Raw genomic sequence first — 18,102 nt, forward strand, 5'->3', positions numbered from 1 at the left:
CCGCCTGAATTAGCGCCCATTCATCACAGTGCGGCGCCAGGGCTGGGTACATGGCCCACAATGGCGGCTTTGACAACCCGCTGCCCTGTCGGCAAGCGACTGAGCGCATCAAGACCGATCCGCTTCGCGCGCCATTTTAATGAAAGCCTGCTGATGCCCGTCCTGATGAAATTTCTGCACGTTCTTGCCGCAATTGGCTGGCTTGGAGGGATCAGTTTCATGCTGTTTGCGCTGCGTCCTGCCGCCGCCGAAACTCTGCAGCCCCCGCAACGCCTGCCCCTGATTACCCAGACCATGCAGCGTTTCTTTGCGCTGACATGGGCATTTATCGCTATTTTGTTGCTGAGCGGCCTGGCCATGCTGCTCGCCGTCGGAATGAAAAATGCGCCTGCCGGCTGGCATGCCATGCTGGGTATTGGCCTGGTGATGTTCGCGCTGTTTGGCCACTTATATTTTGGTCCGTTCCGCCGCCTGAAACAGGCCGTCAGCGCGTCGAACTGGCCCGAAGGCGGGCGACGCGTCGGGCAGATTGCGACGCTTGCCATGGTCAATGGGGTACTGGGCGTACTGGCCATTGCAGCCGTATTCTTCATGGTTTGACGGTGTTGCGCATATGCAACAAGTGTTTTCATATCTGGTTTCAAAAGCCTTGAATCGCCTTCAACATGAGCCCCGATAAAGCCTTTGCCGTGCCGCTTAAAAGCAGCAAGTGGACGAGCCTGGTGAGCCGCCTCAGCAGAACCCTGCCCTCGCGCGAATCCCTGGCCGCCCACCCTTGGCTCAAACCGGTTGCGCACCGGCTGCTGGACCGCCAGTTGTGGCGGCTGCAGCATGAGGCCGTGGCGCGCGGCGTTGCCATCGGGATTTTCTGGGCTTTTGCGATTCCATTGGCGCAATTTGCGGTCGCCACGGCCAATTGCGTCTGGTGGCGCGCCAATATTCCGGTGGCCGCCGGCATGACGCTGGCAACCAACCCGTTCACCATCGGTTTCTGGCTCTGGCTGGCTTACCAGCTGGGCAGCCTGGTGCTTGATGCACCGCCGCCCGATGCACTGGCTGAAGGGGCCGGCGTCATGGCCTGGCTGACTTCCTTTGGCGCACCGACGCTGCTGGGCATGGGTATTTTTGCGCTGGCCGGCGCGCTTATTGGCTACCTGAGCGTCAAACTCGTCTGGCGTCTGCGCATCGGGCTCAAGCGTCGGCGTCGGCAGAAAACCATCCGCACCGGCGCCATGCCAGGCACCGACTGAACCAGCACGCCATTTATTAATGGCTTTCACCTTCCTCAACGTCCACCTCAAACCATGCCCATGACAACGCCCGCCGCCAACGCCTTGCCCGATACGCCCTGCTACCTCAACGGCGACTTCAGCACACTGCGCAACGCCAAAGTCAGCGTGCTCGATCGCGGCTTCATCTTTGGCGATGGCGTCTATGAAGTGGTGCCCGTCTACGCTGGCAAGCTGTTCCGCTTTGAGCAGCACATGGCGCGCCTGAGCCGCAGCCTGGCCGAATTGCGCATCACCAACCCATTAACGTCTGGCCAATGGCGTGAGATTGCTCTTAAATTAATAGCTGACTACGCCGATGCAACGGGCACAAAGACCGAAAACGGCACGCATTTGATCTATATCCAGGTCACTCGCGGCGTCGCCATGCGCGACCACCCGATGCTGCCCGGCCTCACGCCCACCGTGTTCATCATGGTCAACCCGATGAAACTGCCCAGCGAAGCGCAGCGCACGCAAGGCGTGGCCTGCGTCAGCGCCGGCGATTTCCGCTGGGAAAAAGCCCACATCAAGAGCACCAGCCTGCTGGGTGCGGTGTTCTCGCGCCAGATCAGCGTTGACGCCGGCGCGCTGGAAACCGTGATGTTCCGGGGCGACCACCTGAGCGAAGCGGCCGCCAGCAACGTCTGGGTGGTCAAGGGCGGCAAGGTGATGGGTCCGCCCAAAGACCATCTGGTGCTCGAAGGCATTCGCTACGGCTTGATCGAGGAAATTTGCCGCGCAGCCGGTATTGATTTCGAGTTGCGCCCCATCAGCCGCGCCGAGGTGCTGGCCGCCGACGAGTTGCTGCTGTCGTCGGCCACCAAGGAAATTTTGCCCATCACCCTGCTCGACGGCCAGCCGGTCGGCCAGGGCACGCCCGGCCCGATCTATGCAAAACTGTACGCCGCCTACCAGCAAGCCAAACAGGAGCCTTCGCCATGAGCACTGACAACGACACCCGCCCCACGCCTGACAACACGCCGGCAACGCCGCCAGAGGCCGAAGCCCGCAAAGACTCGCTGATCGAATACCCATCGCTGTTTCCGATCAAGGTCATGGGCCTCAAGGCCGACGGCTACGTGCAGGCCATCACGCATATTGCGCACCAGTTCGACCCGGCGTTTGACGCCTCGACCATCGAACTGCGCGAAAGCAAGGGCGGCAAATACCTGGGCGTGACCATCACCGTCACGGCCACCAGCCGGGAGCAACTCGACGAGCTGTACCGCACGCTGTCCACGCACCCGATGGTCAAAGTGGTGCTGTAAACCGTTCAGAGCGCCGCCTGACGGGGCCGGGTGCGCGTTACGCTATGGGGTTGCTTTTGGCGTCAACCTCTTTTTCTATCTGCATGAACGACTTTCCCGACCCTCTCCGGCGTTATGCGCTGCTGCAGCAAAGCCCGGCGAGCCATTTTTGTGGCTTGTCGAGCGTCACAAATTGCCGGAGCGCCTGACCGATGCCCACCCTTGACTGGCTCAACCGCGCCCAGGCGTTCACCACTGCGGCCCGCGTGCCCTACCGGCTGCTGGAAGAAGTGTCGATTCACAGCGCCGGCGCGCCGGATGAAACCGCCCCGGCAACCGCTCTGCCCGCGCAGGCCGACCTGCTTCAGCCGCAGGACAAAGCACCTGACCGATTGAGCCCCACCAGCGGCAACCTGCTGATCCAGGGCGACAACCTCGAAGCCCTCAAGGCGCTGCTGCCGTTTTACCGGGGGCAGGTCAAATGCATCTTCATCGACCCGCCCTACAACACCCAAAGCGCCTTCGAGCATTACGACGACAACCTCGAACATGCGCAGTGGCTGAGCATGATGCTGCCGCGCCTGCAACTGCTGCGCGAGCTGCTGAGCGAAGACGGCTCGATCTGGGTGACGATTGACGACAACGAGGGGCATTACCTCAAGGTGCTGATGGATGAGGTGTTTGGGCGGGGGAATTTTCTTACCACCTTCATTTGGCAAAAAAGCTACGGAGGTGGGGCAAAGGCACGCTACTTCGTGGGCTTGCACGAGTACATCCATTGCTACGCAAAGAATATGAGTCAACTACCGGACTTCTTTTGGCCGCCCGATGAAGGAGTTCTCAAGTACTACAAGTTGCAGGATTCCAAGGTTGCAATGCGGGGGCCTTACCGCTTACAGCCGCTCGCAACTACAAGCAACGATGAGCGCCCAAATTTGCGTTATGCACTCCCAAGCCCGGACGGAAACGAAGTATGGCCAACGAAACAGTGGCAATGGTCGAAAGAGCGCGCTTTAATAGCCTTAAAAAATGATGAGCTTGTTTTCACGAAGTCCAAGGGCGGCTACACCGTCAACTACAAGCAGTACTTGAAAGACGCCGACGGCGAAGAGCGTCGCGCCAAACCAAAATCTATTATTGAGGGTCGATACACCCAGCACGGCACCTACGAAAGCGTCGAGCTGTTTGGTCAAGAGCAAAAGTTTGCCTTCCCAAAGCCTGAGGGAGTCATAGAGCGGATTCTTGAAGCTGCTACCAACCCAAACGACCTCATCCTCGACAGCTTCCTCGGCTCGGGCACCACGGCCGCCGTCGCGCACAAGATGGGCCGGCGCTGGATCGGCATCGAGATGGGCGAGCACGCCGCCACGCACTGCCTGCCGCGCCTGCAAAAAGTCATCAACGGCGAGCAAGGCGGCATCAGCAAGGCCGTCAACTGGCAGGGCGGCGGCGGTTTTCGCTTCATGACGCTGGGCGCGCCGATTTTTGACGAACACGGCCGCATTCACCCCGATGTGCGTTTTGCCACGCTGGCCGCCTTCATCTGGCAACAGGAAACCGGCAGCGCCTGGCACGCAGACGCCGCCCAAGCCGGCACGCCCTACCTGGGAACGCACTATCAATTAGATAGCTTCTTGCGCACGCCGGATGTGCGCGAAAGCCCGATTTCATGCCTAAAAGTGCCCAAGTTCGCCTGCTACCTGCTGTTCAACGGCATCCTGGGCGACAAGCGCCCGGCCAGCGGCAACGTGCTGACACGCGATGTGCTCGACGCCCTGCTCGCCCTGCACGCCCAAACGCCCGACCCCGCCGCGCCGCTGCTGGTGTTCGGCGAAGCCTGCCGCCTCGGGCCGGAGCGGCTGAAGCAGGCCAACGTGACCTTCCGGCACATTCCGTATGACGTGAAGGCGCGGTAGCCATGAACGGCATGACGGCGAAAGAACTGCAAGCCTGGCTGCGCACACAGTTCCCGAAAGAAAACGAGCGCCACGAGTGGAAGGAATGGCGCAGCCTGAAGCAGAACATTTCGGGCCGAAAAGGCGAAGACCTGGTGTCTTATGTGGCGGCGCTGGCCAATATGGACGGCGGCTGCGTGGTGATTGGGGCGCAGGACAGGACGCTGGAAGTCACGGGCATTCAGGACTTTGCCGACTACACGGCAGAAAACGTGGTGCACCGCATTCTGGGCAAGACGCCTGGCCTGCCATCCATGAGACTGCGCATTGAGGAATTGGAGGCCAGCGACACCGGCGCCATTGTCTGGCTGGTTCAGGTGCCGCGCCACGCCCCCAGGCAACCGGTGCTGGCGCATGACAAGGCCTGGCAGCGCGACGGCGACAGTTTGACCGAACTCCGCGAAGATCGGCTCAAAGCCATTCTGACCGAAGTGATTGCAGGACAAGACTGGAGCGCCAGAGTGTCCTCACGCGCTTCCCTGACCGATTTGGACCCTGTTGCCATCGCCAAGGCGCGCGAAAAGTTTTCGGCCAAGCATCAGCAGGAACGTTGGGCGCCTGACATTGCTCGCTGGAGCACGGCCGAATTCCTGAATCGCGCCAAGATCACGCTGCATGGCGAGATGACTTACACGGCCTTGCTATTGCTGGGATTGCCTGAAAGCGTGGCACTGCTCACCCCAAGCGTTGCCGAGATCACTTGGAAGGTGCCTTCTGAGCGTATTGCCAAACATTTCGGCCCACCCTTTGTACTAACGACTACGGAGGTAGGGCAACACATCCGTAACCCAAATATCAAGCTGTTCCCAGACACGGAGTTGCTGGCGATCGAGTTGCCGCGCTACGACAACCAAGTCGTCCTTGAAGGCTTGCACAACTGCCTGGCGCATCAAGACTACGAACAGGCCGCACGCATCGTGGTGCTGGAGACGCCGGGACGGCTGCAACTGACCAGCCGGGGCGGCTTTGTGGATGGCAACCCCGAAGACTATTTCACCGGCAACCGCACACCCAGCGTGTACCGCAACCCGTGGCTGGCGCAAGCCATGAACAACATCGGCATGATCGACAAGGGTGGCTACGGCATCCGTGACATGGTGGCCAGCCAGCGTAAACGCTACCTGCCGTTGCCCGATTACGAAGGCTCTACACCGATAGAAACGATATTCAACATCTATGGCCAGGCAATTGACGAGAACTACAGCAAGCTCTTGATTGAGCGGTCTGACTTGCCGCTGGAGCAGGTAATCTGGCTGGATCGGGTGCAGAAGAAACACCGCATTGGCAATGACCAAGCTGCCATTTTGCGCAGTGCGAAGCTGATTGAAGGCCGAAAGCCCAACTTTTTTGTGACAGCCCATGTTGCGGATGCCACCAACACGCGGCCTGAATACACCCGCAACAAAGGCTTGAACGATCACTACTACAAGACCCTCATCCTGCAGCACATCAAGCAGTTCAAATCGGTCTCCGTACTAGAGGTCAGATCGCTGCTGCTCGACAAACTGCCCGATTCTCTGACCCCGATTCAAAAGCAGGCCAAGGTTAAAAACCTGCTGACGGCGCTGCGCATGAGCGGGCTGGAGGGCCAAAAAATCGTGGCTACCCATCAGGGCAAGGGCGGTCGATGGACGCTTTTGAAGCCATGAGTTTTCGGTTAATCAGCGTTAACTTGTTTAGGTTTAGCTAAACAATTAACCAATTGAAAAAAATTTAACTATACAAATCAATGAGTTGTATTGGATAGTTAGCTAAAAATTAACCCAATCAATCCCAATCGAATCCACTACTTAACCCAATGACCACCCTCTCCCTCAAGTCCTACCAGCAAGCCGCCCTTGACGCGCTGACGGCCTTTGCCCGTGCGGCCCAGCGCAAAGGCCCGGCGCTGGCGTTTCGGGAGTTGGCCGGCCGCAGCTACAACGCCGACGCCTTCGGCGACGTGCCCTGCGTTTGCCTGCGCATTCCCACCGGCGGCGGCAAGACGCTGCTGGCGGCGCACGCCGTGGCGACGCTGGCGCGAGAGTGGCAGGCGACGGATGCGCCGGTCGCGCTGTGGCTGGTGCCCAGCGACACGATTCGCAGCCAGACCCTGCGCGCGCTGCAAACTGCCGGCCATCCCTACCACGACGCGCTGGAAGCGCAGTACGGCGCTGGCGTGCACGTCTGCGTGCTCGACGACCTGGCCGCGATTACGCCCGATGACTGGGGCCGAAAGGCCATTGTGGTGGTCGCCACCATCCAGAGCTTTCGCATTGACGACACCGGCCAGCGTAATGTCTACAGCTTTTCAGAAGCTTTCGAGCGGCATTTCTCGGGCTGCGACGAACAACGGCTGCGCGTGCTGCACGACCTGCCCGATGCGGTGGTCACCCCCGCCGATGTAGCCGCTGACCGCTCGGGTGTGCTGCAGGGCCGCGAAGGCCAGCCGCGCTGGAGCCTGGCCAACTGGCTGGCACTGCATTCGCCGCTCTTGATCGTCGATGAGGCGCACAACACCAAGACCGACAAAAGCTTTACCGCCCTGAAGCGCCTGAACCCCAGCGCGATTCTGGAACTGACGGCCACGCCGATTCCTGCCAAGACCAACGTGCTGTACCACGTCAGCGCGCAGGAGCTGGCGGCGGAAAGCATGATCAAGCTGCCAATTGCGTTGGCCGAGCATCCGCAGGGCTGGCAACAGGCGGTGTTTGCCGCCGTGCAAAACCAGCGCGGGCTCGAAGGCGAAGCGCTGAAGGATGAAGCCGCCGGGTTTGGCTATGTGCGGCCCATCGTGCTGTTTCAGGCGCAAAACGAGAACGCCGAAGTGCCGCCTGAAACCTTGCGCAGCTATCTGCAAGACGAGCTGCACATTCCCAAAGCGCAGATCAAGGTGGCGACTGGCGACACGCGTGAACTCGAAGGACTGGACCTGGCGTCCCGCAGCTGCCCGGTGCGCTTCATCATCACCGTGCAGGCGTTGCGCGAAGGCTGGGACTGCCCGTTTGCCTATGTGCTGTGTTCGCTGCAAAAGCTGTCGAGCGCGACGGCAGTCGAGCAGTTGCTGGGCCGGGTGCTGCGCATGCCGTACGCCAGCCCGCGTGGGCGCGATGCGCTCAATCGCGCCTACGCGCATGTCTGCGAAGCCAAGTTTTCCAGCGCCGCCAGCGAACTGGCCGACCGATTGATCAACCACATGGGGTTTGAGGCGCTGGACGTGGCGTCGATGGTGGTGCAGCAGTCGTTGCTGCCACTTTTTGAATCAAATCAGCCTCTCGCGCAGGTTGCACCTGCGCCAGTAGCTACTGATTTCGTAGCAAACACACCGTCTGCGGAATTGCTGGCGGCGGTGGGTGTCGAAGTGGCGCAGATGGGCGGCGAGGAAAAGCTGGTCGTCACCGGCCACATCAGCCCCGAAGTCGAGGCGCTGCTGGTCGGCCAGGTGCGCGGTGCAAAAAAGCAGGACGCGGTGCGCGGCAAGGTGGCGCAGCACAACGCGCTGGTCGCCGCCCAGAGCGCGCCGGCCTCGCGCGGCGAACACTTCGCGCCGATTCCGACGCTGGCTTACCGCAGCACGCCGCAAGGCCAGCTGTTTCCGCTGGAGCGCGAAGCGGTTCTGGAGGCGGTGGAGCTTGATTTGCTGACGCCTGACGCGGTGCAGTTGCCGGGTTTCCAGATTGTCGAACAGTCCAACGGCTTCGAGATTTATTTGAAAGACGCGCACATCAAGCTGCGCGCCGCCGATGCCAGCCAGATTGCCATGGATTACGGCTCCACCACGATCACCGCCGAAGACCTGGTGCGCTGGCTCGACCAGTCGCTTTTCCAGAAACTGCCTGACCTGACGCAAGGCCAGCGCAGCAGTTATTTTTCGGCGGTGGTCAGCCATTTGCTGCATGAACGCGGGCTGTCGCTGGTGGCGCTGGCCAAGGCACGCTTCAAGCTAGCGCAGGACATTGAAGCGCGCATTGGCGACTTGAAGGACAAGGCGGCACGCGCCAGCTTTCGGCAACTCGTGCTGGAAGAAGCCTGGACGATTGAGCCCGACTGGACGCGGCCGCTGGTATTTGAAGCCCACCGTTATCCGGTGCCCGCAGGGTCGCGTTACGGCGGGCGGTACGAGTTCCGCAAGCACTTCTACCCGGTGCTGGCCGATCTGAAAGACGGCGGGGAAGAGTTTTCATGCGCGCAGTTGCTGGACCAGCACGCCAACGTCAAACACTGGGTGCGCAATCTGGTGACCGCGCCTTGTGGTTTTGCGCTACCCACGTCGCGTGGCCGGTTTTTTCCAGACTTTGTCGCGCAATTAAAGGACGGGCGCGTGGCGGTGGTTGAATACAAAGGCGCGCATCTGCTGAACGACCCGTATGAAATTGAAAAACGGCAGGTTGGCACTTTGTGGGCGCGCAAAAGCCAGTCGCGCTGCCTGTTCGGGCAAATCGCCTTGCAGCAAGGCGGCCTGGGCATGGCCGGGCAACTCGACGCCTTGCTGAACTGAAAGCTTAGACAACCATGCAAACACGACAACTCGGCCGGGTCGATTACCTGCCCACCTACCAGGCGATGCAGGACTTCACCGCTGCACGCGATGAAAACACACCGGATGCGCTATGGATTTGCGAGCACGCTGCGGTTTATACACAAGGGCTGGCGGGAAAAATCGAGCATATTTTGAACCCCGGCAGCATTCCGGTGGTGCAAAGCAACCGGGGCGGCCAGGTGACGTTTCACGGACCTGGCCAGGTGGTGGTGTATCCGCTGATCGACCTGAAACGCGCCGGTTACTTCGTCAAGGAATATGTTTACCGCATCGAGGAATCGGTGATCCGCACGCTGGCGCATTTTGGCGTGACCGGCCACCGTGTGGGCGGCTCGCCCGGCATTTACGTGCGCCTGGACGACCCGTTTTCACATGCTGCGCTGACCGGCCCGGTGCATCCGGCTGACCCGTTTCGCGGCCTTGGCAAAATCGCCGCACTGGGCATCAAGGTCAGCCGGCATTGCACTTATCACGGGGTGGCGCTGAATGTGGCGATGGACCTGGAACCCTTCTCGCGCATCAACCCTTGCGGTTACGCAAACCTGCAAACCACAGACCTTTCTACAATCGGCGTTTCGGCCAGCTGGCAGGATGCCGCCGAGGTGCTGGGCCGAAAGCTTGGCCAGCACCTCGCGCCCTGAACCCTGTCAAAACACCCAACACACCATGACCACCCCTGAATCCATTCTTACCGTTAGCGCCAATCCTGTTGTCCGTGAAGTTCAAAGCCTGGAGGACTACAACCCGCTGGCCAAGCAAAAGGCGGCGGCCAAGCTGTCGCGCATTCCGGTCAAGGTCGAACGCGGCGAAGTGCTGAAAAAACCCGACTGGATTCGCGTCAAGGCCGGCAGCCCGACCACACGTTTTTACGAGATCAAACAGATCCTGCGCGAGAACAAGCTCAACACGGTGTGCGAGGAAGCCAGCTGCCCGAACATTGGCGAATGCTTCGGCAAGGGCACGGCAACGTTCATGATCATGGGCGACAAATGCACCCGCCGTTGCCCGTTTTGCGATGTCGGCCACGGCCGGCCCGACCCGCTGGACAAGGACGAGCCACTGAACCTGGCGCGCACGGTGGCCGCGTTGAAACTGAAATACGTCGTCATCACCAGCGTGGATCGCGACGACCTGCGCGACGGCGGCAGCGGCCATTTTGTCGAATGCATCCAGCGTATCCGCGAACTGTCACCCATGACGCAAATCGAGGTGCTGGTGCCCGACTTCAGGGGCCGCGACGACCGCGCGCTGGAAATCCTGAAAGCCTCGCCGCCCGACGTGATGAACCACAACCTGGAAACCGCGCCGCGCCTGTACAAGGAAGCGCGTCCGGGTTCCGACTACCAGTTCTCGCTGAACCTGCTGAAAAAATTCAAGGCGCTGCACCCGGACGTGCCGACCAAGAGCGGCATCATGGTCGGCCTGGGCGAGACCGACGAGGAAATCCTGCAGGTCATGCAGGACATGCGCGACCACGGCATCAACATGCTGACCATCGGCCAGTACCTGGCGCCTTCCATGTCGCACCTGCCGGTGCGCCGTTATGTGCATCCGGACACCTTCAAGATGTTCGAGAAAAAGGCCTACGAGATGGGGTTCAGCCACGCCGCTGTCGGCGCGATGGTGCGTTCAAGCTACCACGCCGACGAACAGGCACATGCAGCCGGCGTGGCGGACAAGCCAGCGCATTAACAAGCCTGCGGCTTTTCAATACCGGTAGGGATTGTTCGGACGCCGGTCGTCCCGGTTGCGCACGCCGTCGCCGTCACGGTCACCCCCGCCCCGGTTCTGGTAGCCGCCATGGCGGCCCTGCGGCGGCCCATTGTCATAAGGGACTGGATAGGCGACACAACCGGTCAGGCTGGTCAGCACCAGCACGATCGCTGCAAGTATTTTCATGGGTTTCTCCTGGTCATCCACAAGGTCGCCTGCGACAGGATGCTGTTGCCGGCAGCGCCGCAAGCGCTTGTGCCGGTTGATTTGAGTCCCGGCACATGCCTGTGAGGTGTCTGCGACATGCCTGAAGCGTGAAGCTGGCGACGACATGTAACATCTTGAGTTGCGACCCCGGCCATGTTGGCAAGTGATTGTCATGCCGAAAATAAGGCGAGTGGCCCTGCGCCGGCCTTCAAAACGCACCTATGCTTACGGCCCATGCCTGCCAACTTCTATGCCCTGGGCGCCATTGCGCTGTGGATCAGCCTGGCCACCCTCGGGGTGTCGCTCAGGCATATTCCGCCTTTCTTGCTGACCGGCATTTCGCTGCTGATAGGCAGCCTGCTGGCGCTGCCTTTTGTAATTAAAGACCAGCGGCTGTGGCGGATTCCGCTCAAAACTCTGGCGCTGGGGGTTTATGGCCTGTTTGGCTACCACTTCCTGCTGTTCATCGCGCTGCGTTATGCGCCGCCGGTAGAGGCAAACCTGGTCAATTACCTGTGGCCGCTGCTGATGGTGGTGCTGGCACCGCTGCTGCTGGTCGGCATCAAACTGCGCGCCGTGCAGGTGGTTGCGGCCCTGCTGGGGTTTGGCGGCGCGGCGATTGCCATTTTGGGCGCTGCTGGAGCAGGCAATGGCGCGGCGGGCGGTGGCGGCTGGTCGTGGGGGTTTATTCCGGCGCTGGCGTCGGCGTTCATCTGGGCCAGTTATTCGCTGCTGACGCAGCGCGTTAAAGCATTTCCGACGGCGGCCATCGGGCTGTTTGGACTGGTTTCGGGGTTGCTGTCGCTGCTGTGCCACTGGGCGCTGGAGCCGCAGGCTGTGCTGTCGGGGCGCGACTGGCTGCTGCTGGCAGTGATGGGGCTGGGGCCGCTGGGCGCGGCTTTTTTTCTGTGGGACAAAGCGCTCAAACTCGGCGATGCACGGCAGATCGGCATCCTGAGCTACCTCACGCCACTGGGCTCGACGGCGCTGTTGATGACGGTCAGCGGCCGCCCGCTGAGCTGGAGCATCGGGCTGGCAGCAGTGATGATCATGGGCGCGGCGTTGCTGGGCACGCGAAGCCGGTAACGGGCCGCTTTTGACGGGCGCTTGCTTTTAAGCAGGCTGCCGATTTGTCCGGGCGACGATGGCTTTTGCAACCTGCCAGCGCCAAGAATGCTGGCCAACCGTGTAACGCTGGCGTGCCAAACAGGTCTGAAGCCCGGTTTAATTGCCTTTCAGGCCTGTAGCGCTTGCCCCGTATGCGCAAGCCGCTCTATTTTTCATAGCAAAAACAGCAGCAGCCGATGCGTCCGCTGCTATGGGCCTACAGCATCTCACCCGGATTTTCGCTTTGCAGCACCTCTTGCGCCCACAGCTTGAGCTTGGCCGTGTCAGCGCGCAAAATTTGCTGCTTGACCGCCAGGATTTGTGACGGATGCATCGAAAAACTGCGCAGCCCCAGCCCCAGCAGCAGCCGTGTCATGGTCACGTCACCGGCCATTTCACCGCACACACTGATGCTTTTTCCTTGCGCGTTGCACTCGGCAATCGTGTCGGCAATCAGGCGCAGCACCGCCGGATGGCAAGGGTCGTAGAGGTGCGCGACCAACTCATCGGCCCGGTCAATGGCCAGCGTGTACTGGATCAGGTCGTTGGTGCCAATCGACAAGAAATCGAAATATTTCAGAAACAGCGGCACCGTGAGCGCCGCCGCCGGAATCTCGATCATCGCGCCCAGCCGCACCGGGCCGTAGGCCACGCCACGCGCATCGAGTTGTGCCCTGGCCTGGTTGATCAGCTCAATCGTCTGGCGGATTTCATGGCCATGCGCCAACATGGGCACCAGCAGGTTGACCTGGCCGTGCGCGGCGGCCCGCAAAATAGCGCGCAGTTGCGTCAGGAACATCGGCGGGTCGGCCAGGCTCCAGCGGATGGCGCGCAGCCCGAGCGCCGGATTCAGGTTTGTATCAAAGGCCTTGCCCACGGGCCGGTCAAGCGGCTTGTCCGCTCCAATGTCCACGGTGCGGATGGTGACCGGCAGGCCCTGCATGCCGTCAATCGCCTTGCGGTAGGCCAGGTACTGCTCGTCCTCGTTGGGCAGCTTGCTGCCCCGGCCCATGAACAGAAATTCAGTGCGGAAAAGCCCCACGCCCACCGCGCTGGCCTCGACCGCGCCCAGCGTGTCGTCGGGCATTTCGATGTTGGCCAGCAAGTCGATGCGCTGCCCGTCCAGCGTCACCGCCGGCGTGTGCTTGAGCCGGTTCAGGCGCTGGCGCTCCAGTTCGCCCTGGCGCTGCCTGAAGCCGTATTCGGCCAGGATGATGGGCGACGGGTCGACGATGAGCACGCCGGCATCGCCGTCAATGATGACCCAGTCGTCTTGCTTGATCAGCTGGCTGGCACTGCGCGCGCCGACCACCGCCGGAATGTCCAGGCTGCGCGCCACGATGGCCGTGTGCGAGGTTTTGCCGCCCACGTCGGTGGCAAAGCCGGTGAACAGGCTTTGCTTGAACTGCAGCATGTCGGCGGGCGAAATATCATGGGCAATCAAGACCAGCGGCACATCGAGCGTGTCGTCAAGCAACAGGTCTTGCTGCGACTGCTTGCGGCTGCTGCCAGCGCGCACCGCGCACTGCGAGGCCGACTGCATCGGCGACGCAGCGCCCTTCATGTGGCGCAAGATGCGCTCAACCACTTGCTCCAGGTCGGCCTTGCGCTCGCGCAGGTACTGGTCTTCCATCTCGTCAAACTGGCGCGCAATGATTTCGTACTGCGTCGTCAGCGCCCATTCGGCGTTGTAATGGCGCTCGGTGATCCAGTGCTTGACGCCGCTGATCAGCACCTCGTCTTGCAGCAGCATCAGGTGAACATCAAGCAGGGCGGAGATTTCATGCGGCGCATCGGTCGGCAAGTCTTGCTGCAGCCGCACGATTTCTTCCACCACGGCATTGCGCGAGGTGCGCATACGGGTGATTTCGGCACCGGTTTTTTCAGCTTCGATGAAGTAATGGTCGACATCGGCGCGGCTGGACGCCACCAGCACGGCACGGCCAATGGCCACACCGCGCGAAACCGCCAGGCCATGGACGGAAAAAGTCAACTTACTCTCCTTCGCCGAATTTATCCGCGACCAGCGCCAGCAAGGCGTCCATGGCGACTTGCTCGTTCGGGCCGTCGGTTTCGATTTCAACCGAACTGCCGATGCCGGCGGCCAGCATCATCACGCCCATGATGCTTTTGGCATTGACACGGCGCTCGCCCTTACTCATCCAGACCTCACAGGGAAAACTGCCGGCGAGCTTGGTGAATTTGGCGGAGGCTCTGGCATGCAGGCCCAGCTTATTGCTGATGGTCGTTCGGGTCTTGATCATTTTTGATTGAAGTTTGGTTTTGTGGTGCGGTGACGGCCACTTGCATCACGCCCTGGCTGGCGCCTGCCAGCGCACGAACCACCAGCGTATCGAGCGTTTCGTTGCGGTAACAGACAGCACGCAGCAGCATCGGCAGGTTCATGCCGGTGACCAGTTTGGTGGTGGTGCCATCGACCAGTTTTTGCGCCACATTGCAGGGCGTAGCGCCAAAAATATCGGTCAGCACCAGCGTGCAGGGCGTGCCCAGTTGCTTGAGCAGGACGCGTGCTTCGGCCAGTGTTTCCTCGGGCGGCTGGTCGGGCTGTACATCAAACGCCACCACGCTTAGGGCGTTGTCCGGAAACACATGTTGGACGCAGCACAAAAAGGCAGAAGCCAGCGGTGCGTGGGCGATGATGAGAATGCCGTTCATTGCGGTGAATTATCGGCTTTCAGGGCCACGAAACCGGCATACGCGGCCATACCGCAACACAAAAACACGCCCATCGCGGCCTGAAAGCTGACTACCGGCGACAGGCCAAGCGCCGCAAATCCGTCAATCAGCAGCCCCAGACTCCATTGCGCGAAAAATACGCCGGCAAAAATGACCAGGTTGTAGGCCGACAGCGCCCGCCCGGCCAGAGCGGCCCGAAACGACATGCCGACCGCCGGCTGGGCCAGCCCCATGACGCTCGATGTCACGCAAAACAGCGCCCAACCGGCAGCGCCGGTCGACGCACCGCCCAGAATATTGAAGGCCAGCACCGCCAGACTGAGCGGCACACCCCAGGCAATCAGCCGCGTTGCATGCCAGCCGTGGCGGGCCAGCCACGGGTTGACCATGCCCCAGCTCCAGAAAGTCACCAGCATGCAGGCGTTGATCCAGAACAGGCCCGTGGCCGACTCCAGCGGCGTATAGCCGGCAACCCGGATCATCCACGGGCCGGCCCACAGCGTCTGCATTGCCACCATGCCGCCGTAGTTGAAAAACGCCAGGGGCGCCATTTTGCGAAAGTAGCGGCTGCGCCAGATCGGTGCATAACCGGCTTCTTCAGCGGCGACAGCTACGTCAGGCGCAGACAAAGCGGGAGAAATAGGGGGCGACACACGCCAGCGCGGCACGATCACGGCAATGGCCGCCATCGACAGCAAAATCAGCCCGGCCAACAGCCAGAACAGCGGCCGCCAGCCCATCAGCGGCATCAGCCACTGCACCGGCAAGGTTGAGGCCAGCATGCCCAGCGAGCCGGTCATCAGCATCCAGGAATTGGCGCGTAGCAACGTAGCCGGGTCAAACCAGCGGCGGTAACCCGTCAGCGCCGCCATCAGGCACGCGCCCACGCCCATGCCGACCAGCACCCGCGCCGCCAGCAACGCCGCAAAACTGTTGGCCACAGAAAAAGCCAGGCAGCCGAGCACCGCCAGACTCAAAAACCCGAGGATCACCTGCTTCGGACCATGCCGGTCCAGCCAGGTGCCCAGCGGCAGCTGAACGGCGGCAAAGCCCAGAAAATAACCGCCCGCCAGCAGCCCCAGGCTTTGGGCCTGCAGCGCGAACTCCTGCGTCAGCACGGGTGCCAGCGTGGCCGTGATGGCGCGCAGCAGCGCCGAGCAAAAATAGGCGGCGGCAAAGGCCAGGAACACAAAAACCGTGTCCTTGCCGTTGAGCCGGTCCGGGTGCAATGGGTTGTTTAGCGGCGTCACCGGAAACCGCCCCGGTTTGCGCAGGGCGTGTTCATTCAAGTTTCAGACTGGAGAAAAAGGTTTCCGCCACATCGGGCGCGATTTTTGGCGCATACAGCACCACCTGAAATACCTGCGAACCCTGCGCAAAGTACGCCGCCTGCCCGCTCACGGCAGTCCCGTCGGCGCGCTGGCCCTGTGCCTGCACCCTCACTATCGGTACAGCGGCCGAGGCACCGATGATTTTTTGCGCAATCAACTGGCGGGTGTCCGGCGCGGCTTTCATGTTGGCCAAGGTCAGTTCTTGCCACAGCGCCAGCACCGATGCGGCCTGCGCGGCATCGCCAACGTCCGCCACGGCCACGGCAAAGGTCGCGCCGCCCGCATCGCAGCCCAGCATCGACAGCGTGGTGGACTGCCCGCCCAGCGGCACGACTTTTTCGGCCTTATCGGGCTTGCACGGCAGCAGCACCTGCAGGCGAGTGTTTTCAGGGCGCACTTCGCGCCAGTTGAAGGCGGGGCTGCAAGCAGCAAGTGCCAGGCATGCGGCCAGCGCGGCGGCGAAAAAAACAGGGAATCGGGACATCGGTGCGCGACAGCTTTAAGAAAACGTGAGGGAGGTGAGAAATGAGGGACAGCCTCGCACTTTACAGGCAATCGGCGCCGCACCCGGGCGCTGGACAAGAGACTGGCAGGCGCGCGCGTTCATTCCTTGTCAAGCGCGGCAGTGGCCTGCCGAGCAAAACTGCCAACCACACGCCCTCCTGTAACGCCTGCGCATCTGCATGATCGCCCCGTGCGTTCCCTGTGCAGGCAGAATAAGGCCATGAACTCTCTTCAAGGCATCCGCATTCTCGACTTGTCCCGCGTGCTCGCGGGCCCGTGGTGTACCCAGACGCTGGCCGACCTGGGGGCTGACGTGATCAAGATCGAGCGCCCCGGCAGCGGCGACGACACCCGCACCTGGGGGCCGCCGTTCCTCACAAACGACGACGGCACGGAAACCCACGAGGCCGCCTATTACCTGGGTGCCAACCGCAACAAGCGCTCGGTGACCTGCGACATTGCCCAGCCTGCGGGCCAGGCCTTGATCCGCGAATTGGTCACGCACTGCGACGTGTTTGTCGAGAACTTCAAGGTCGGCGACATGGCGCGCTACGGGCTGGATTACGCGTCGCTGAAAAGCCTGAATCCGCGTCTGGTCTATTGCTCGGTCACCGGCTTCGGCCAGAACGGCCCGTATGCCGATCGCGCCGGCTACGACTACGCCATTCAGGGCATGGGCGGGCTGATGAGCGTGACCGGCGAGCGCGATGACTTGGGCGGTGGCCCGCAAAAAGTCGGTGTCGCCGTGGCCGACCTGATGACCGGCATGTACGCCACCGTGGGCATTCTGGCGGCGCTGCGCCACGCTGAAAAAACCGGCGAAGGCCAGCAAGTCGACATGGCGCTGCTCGACACGCAGGTCGCCATGCTGGCCAACTTGGGCGCGAATTACCTGGTCAGCGGCAAGGTGCCGCAGCGCGTCGGCAATGCGCATCAGAACATCGTGCCTTACCAGGTGTTCGAGGTCGCGCCCGCGCTGGATGGCAGCAAGGACCATCTGATCCTGGCCGTGGGCAACGACTCGCAGTACGTGAAATTCTGCAAGGTGGCCAACATTCCGGAGCTCGGCGTGAACCCGCTGTTCGCCAAGAACCGCGACCGCGTGTTGAACCGCGCCCAGCTGGTGCCGATTCTTGAAACCGTGATGAAACTGCGCAGCAAGGCCGACTGGCTGGCCGCGCTGGAAGCCGCCAAAGTGCCGTGCGGCGCGATCAACAACCTGGCCGAAGTGTTCGTTGACCCGCAAATCGAAGCGCGCGGTATGGTCACACACTGGCAGCACCCTTTCAAAAGCGACCTGCCGCTGGTGGCCAGCCCGATCAAGCTCAGCGCCACGCCGGTGCGCGGGCCGGGCCAAGGTGGTCTGCCGCCGCCGCTGCTGGGCCAGCACACCGACGAAGTGCTGCGCGAGGTGCTGAACTACAGCGAGGCGCAGCTGCTTGCGCTGAAAACCGGCCACGTGATCTGATCGCCAATTGGGTTTTGTGCAGGGCGCTTGGCTGCCAAACTCAAATCATTAAGCTCAAGACTGGCCACGACGCGATGGTCAAC

Annotated in this window: 17 protein-coding genes; 11 read left to right on the forward strand and 6 right to left on the reverse strand. The window is 61.6% G+C overall.

The annotated features are described in order from the left end of the window. The first annotated feature begins 60 nt into the window (after window positions 1–60). From RCH06_RS02355 to lipA, 9 genes are all read left to right on the forward strand, one after another. Window positions 61–600 (forward strand): DUF4149 domain-containing protein, encoded by a 540-nt coding sequence (locus RCH06_RS02355; RefSeq protein ID WP_327079826.1) that lies wholly within the window; start codon window positions 61–63, stop codon window positions 598–600. Between the two features lie 65 nt (window positions 601–665). Next, the gene (locus RCH06_RS02360; protein ID WP_327079827.1) at window positions 666–1,250 is read left to right on the forward strand and encodes a DUF2062 domain-containing protein; all 585 of its coding nucleotides are present in this window, start codon (window positions 666–668) and stop codon (window positions 1,248–1,250) included. 54 nt (window positions 1,251–1,304) lie between these two features. Further along, window positions 1,305–2,213, forward strand: a complete 909-nt coding sequence (locus tag RCH06_RS02365) for a D-amino acid aminotransferase (RefSeq protein WP_442799577.1) — start codon at window positions 1,305–1,307, stop codon at window positions 2,211–2,213. Further along, on the forward strand, window positions 2,210–2,539 hold the full coding sequence (locus RCH06_RS02370; protein ID WP_327079828.1) for a YbeD family protein: 330 nt from the start codon (window positions 2,210–2,212) through the stop codon (window positions 2,537–2,539). Before RCH06_RS02365 ends, RCH06_RS02370 begins: the two co-directional genes overlap by 4 nt. 191 nt (window positions 2,540–2,730) lie before the next feature. Further along, entirely contained in the window at window positions 2,731–4,434 is a 1,704-nt protein-coding gene (locus RCH06_RS02375) for a site-specific DNA-methyltransferase (RefSeq protein WP_327079829.1), read from the forward strand. A 2-nt stretch (window positions 4,435–4,436) separates the two neighbouring features. Beyond that, complete coding sequence (locus tag RCH06_RS02380) at window positions 4,437–6,122, forward strand: ATP-binding protein (RefSeq protein WP_327079830.1); 1,686 nt, start codon at window positions 4,437–4,439, stop codon at window positions 6,120–6,122. A gap of 149 nt (window positions 6,123–6,271) precedes the next feature. Next, the gene (locus RCH06_RS02385) at window positions 6,272–8,950 is read left to right on the forward strand and encodes a DEAD/DEAH box helicase (protein ID WP_327079831.1); all 2,679 of its coding nucleotides are present in this window, start codon (window positions 6,272–6,274) and stop codon (window positions 8,948–8,950) included. Window positions 8,951–8,964: 14 nt separating this feature from the next. Continuing rightward, complete coding sequence (lipB, locus tag RCH06_RS02390; protein WP_327079832.1) at window positions 8,965–9,633, forward strand: lipoyl(octanoyl) transferase LipB; 669 nt, start codon at window positions 8,965–8,967, stop codon at window positions 9,631–9,633. 25 nt (window positions 9,634–9,658) lie between these two features. After that, complete coding sequence (gene lipA, locus RCH06_RS02395) at window positions 9,659–10,684, forward strand: lipoyl synthase (protein ID WP_327079833.1); 1,026 nt, start codon at window positions 9,659–9,661, stop codon at window positions 10,682–10,684. Window positions 10,685–10,699: 15 nt separating this feature from the next. Here lipA and RCH06_RS02400 read toward each other — a convergent pair whose 3' ends face one another. Then, window positions 10,700–10,891, reverse strand: coding sequence for a hypothetical protein (locus tag RCH06_RS02400; RefSeq protein ID WP_327079834.1), 192 nt, complete (start codon window positions 10,889–10,891; stop codon window positions 10,700–10,702). A gap of 255 nt (window positions 10,892–11,146) precedes the next feature. Between RCH06_RS02400 and RCH06_RS02405 the strand changes: the two genes are divergently transcribed. Further along, on the forward strand, window positions 11,147–11,998 hold the full coding sequence (locus RCH06_RS02405) for a DMT family transporter (protein ID WP_327079835.1): 852 nt from the start codon (window positions 11,147–11,149) through the stop codon (window positions 11,996–11,998). 238 nt (window positions 11,999–12,236) lie between these two features. On the opposite strand, the gene ptsP is transcribed toward RCH06_RS02405, so the two are convergent. The 5 genes from ptsP to RCH06_RS02430 are packed head-to-tail and all read right to left on the reverse strand — an operon-like array spanning window position 12,237 to window position 16,531. Beyond that, entirely contained in the window at window positions 12,237–14,012 is a 1,776-nt protein-coding gene (gene ptsP / locus RCH06_RS02410) for a phosphoenolpyruvate--protein phosphotransferase (RefSeq protein ID WP_327079836.1), read from the reverse strand. A 1-nt stretch (window position 14,013) separates the two neighbouring features. Then, window positions 14,014–14,283 carry an HPr family phosphocarrier protein gene (locus RCH06_RS02415; protein WP_327079837.1) on the reverse strand — a complete coding sequence of 90 codons (270 nt, stop codon included), beginning with the start codon at window positions 14,281–14,283 and terminating at the stop codon, window positions 14,014–14,016. Continuing rightward, a complete protein-coding gene (locus RCH06_RS02420) occupies window positions 14,252–14,695 on the reverse strand; it encodes a PTS sugar transporter subunit IIA (protein ID WP_327079838.1) in 444 nt (147 codons plus the stop codon). Before RCH06_RS02420 ends, RCH06_RS02415 begins: the two co-directional genes overlap by 32 nt. Continuing rightward, window positions 14,692–15,966 carry an MFS transporter gene (locus tag RCH06_RS02425; RefSeq protein ID WP_442799580.1) on the reverse strand — a complete coding sequence of 425 codons (1,275 nt, stop codon included), beginning with the start codon at window positions 15,964–15,966 and terminating at the stop codon, window positions 14,692–14,694. The genes RCH06_RS02420 and RCH06_RS02425 overlap by 4 nt, the downstream gene beginning before the upstream one ends. Before the next feature lie 31 nt (window positions 15,967–15,997). Beyond that, complete coding sequence (locus RCH06_RS02430; protein ID WP_327079839.1) at window positions 15,998–16,531, reverse strand: hypothetical protein; 534 nt, start codon at window positions 16,529–16,531, stop codon at window positions 15,998–16,000. A 240-nt stretch (window positions 16,532–16,771) separates the two neighbouring features. On the opposite strand from RCH06_RS02430, the gene RCH06_RS02435 reads away from it, so the two are divergent. Then, window positions 16,772–18,019, forward strand: a complete 1,248-nt coding sequence (locus tag RCH06_RS02435) for a CaiB/BaiF CoA transferase family protein (RefSeq protein WP_327079840.1) — start codon at window positions 16,772–16,774, stop codon at window positions 18,017–18,019. Window positions 18,020–18,102: the final 83 nt, after the last annotated feature.

It is taken from the genome of Polaromonas sp. CG_9.5, from assembly GCF_035984465.1.
Classification (GTDB): Bacteria; Pseudomonadota; Gammaproteobacteria; order Burkholderiales; family Burkholderiaceae_C; genus Polaromonas.

What these genes read in the sequence shown, in the direction of transcription:
- RCH06_RS02355 (WP_327079826.1), top strand. Translation starts at nt 61, where the DNA reads ATGGCGGCTTTGACAACCCGCTGCCCTGTCGGCAAGCGACTGAGCGCA.
- RCH06_RS02360 (WP_327079827.1), top strand. Translation starts at nt 666, where the DNA reads ATGAGCCCCGATAAAGCCTTTGCCGTGCCGCTTAAAAGCAGCAAGTGG.
- RCH06_RS02365 (WP_442799577.1), top strand. Translation starts at nt 1,305, where the DNA reads ATGCCCATGACAACGCCCGCCGCCAACGCCTTGCCCGATACGCCCTGC.
- RCH06_RS02370 (WP_327079828.1), top strand. Translation starts at nt 2,210, where the DNA reads ATGAGCACTGACAACGACACCCGCCCCACGCCTGACAACACGCCGGCA.
- RCH06_RS02375 (WP_327079829.1), top strand. Translation starts at nt 2,731, where the DNA reads ATGCCCACCCTTGACTGGCTCAACCGCGCCCAGGCGTTCACCACTGCG.
- RCH06_RS02380 (WP_327079830.1), top strand. Translation starts at nt 4,437, where the DNA reads ATGAACGGCATGACGGCGAAAGAACTGCAAGCCTGGCTGCGCACACAG.
- RCH06_RS02385 (WP_327079831.1), top strand. Translation starts at nt 6,272, where the DNA reads ATGACCACCCTCTCCCTCAAGTCCTACCAGCAAGCCGCCCTTGACGCG.
- lipB (WP_327079832.1), top strand. Translation starts at nt 8,965, where the DNA reads ATGCAAACACGACAACTCGGCCGGGTCGATTACCTGCCCACCTACCAG.
- lipA (WP_327079833.1), top strand. Translation starts at nt 9,659, where the DNA reads ATGACCACCCCTGAATCCATTCTTACCGTTAGCGCCAATCCTGTTGTC.
- RCH06_RS02400 (WP_327079834.1), bottom strand. Translation starts at nt 10,891, where the DNA reads ATGAAAATACTTGCAGCGATCGTGCTGGTGCTGACCAGCCTGACCGGT.
- RCH06_RS02405 (WP_327079835.1), top strand. Translation starts at nt 11,147, where the DNA reads ATGCCTGCCAACTTCTATGCCCTGGGCGCCATTGCGCTGTGGATCAGC.
- RCH06_RS02415 (WP_327079837.1), bottom strand. Translation starts at nt 14,283, where the DNA reads ATGATCAAGACCCGAACGACCATCAGCAATAAGCTGGGCCTGCATGCC.
- RCH06_RS02420 (WP_327079838.1), bottom strand. Translation starts at nt 14,695, where the DNA reads ATGAACGGCATTCTCATCATCGCCCACGCACCGCTGGCTTCTGCCTTT.
- RCH06_RS02430 (WP_327079839.1), bottom strand. Translation starts at nt 16,531, where the DNA reads ATGTCCCGATTCCCTGTTTTTTTCGCCGCCGCGCTGGCCGCATGCCTG.
- RCH06_RS02435 (WP_327079840.1), top strand. Translation starts at nt 16,772, where the DNA reads ATGAACTCTCTTCAAGGCATCCGCATTCTCGACTTGTCCCGCGTGCTC.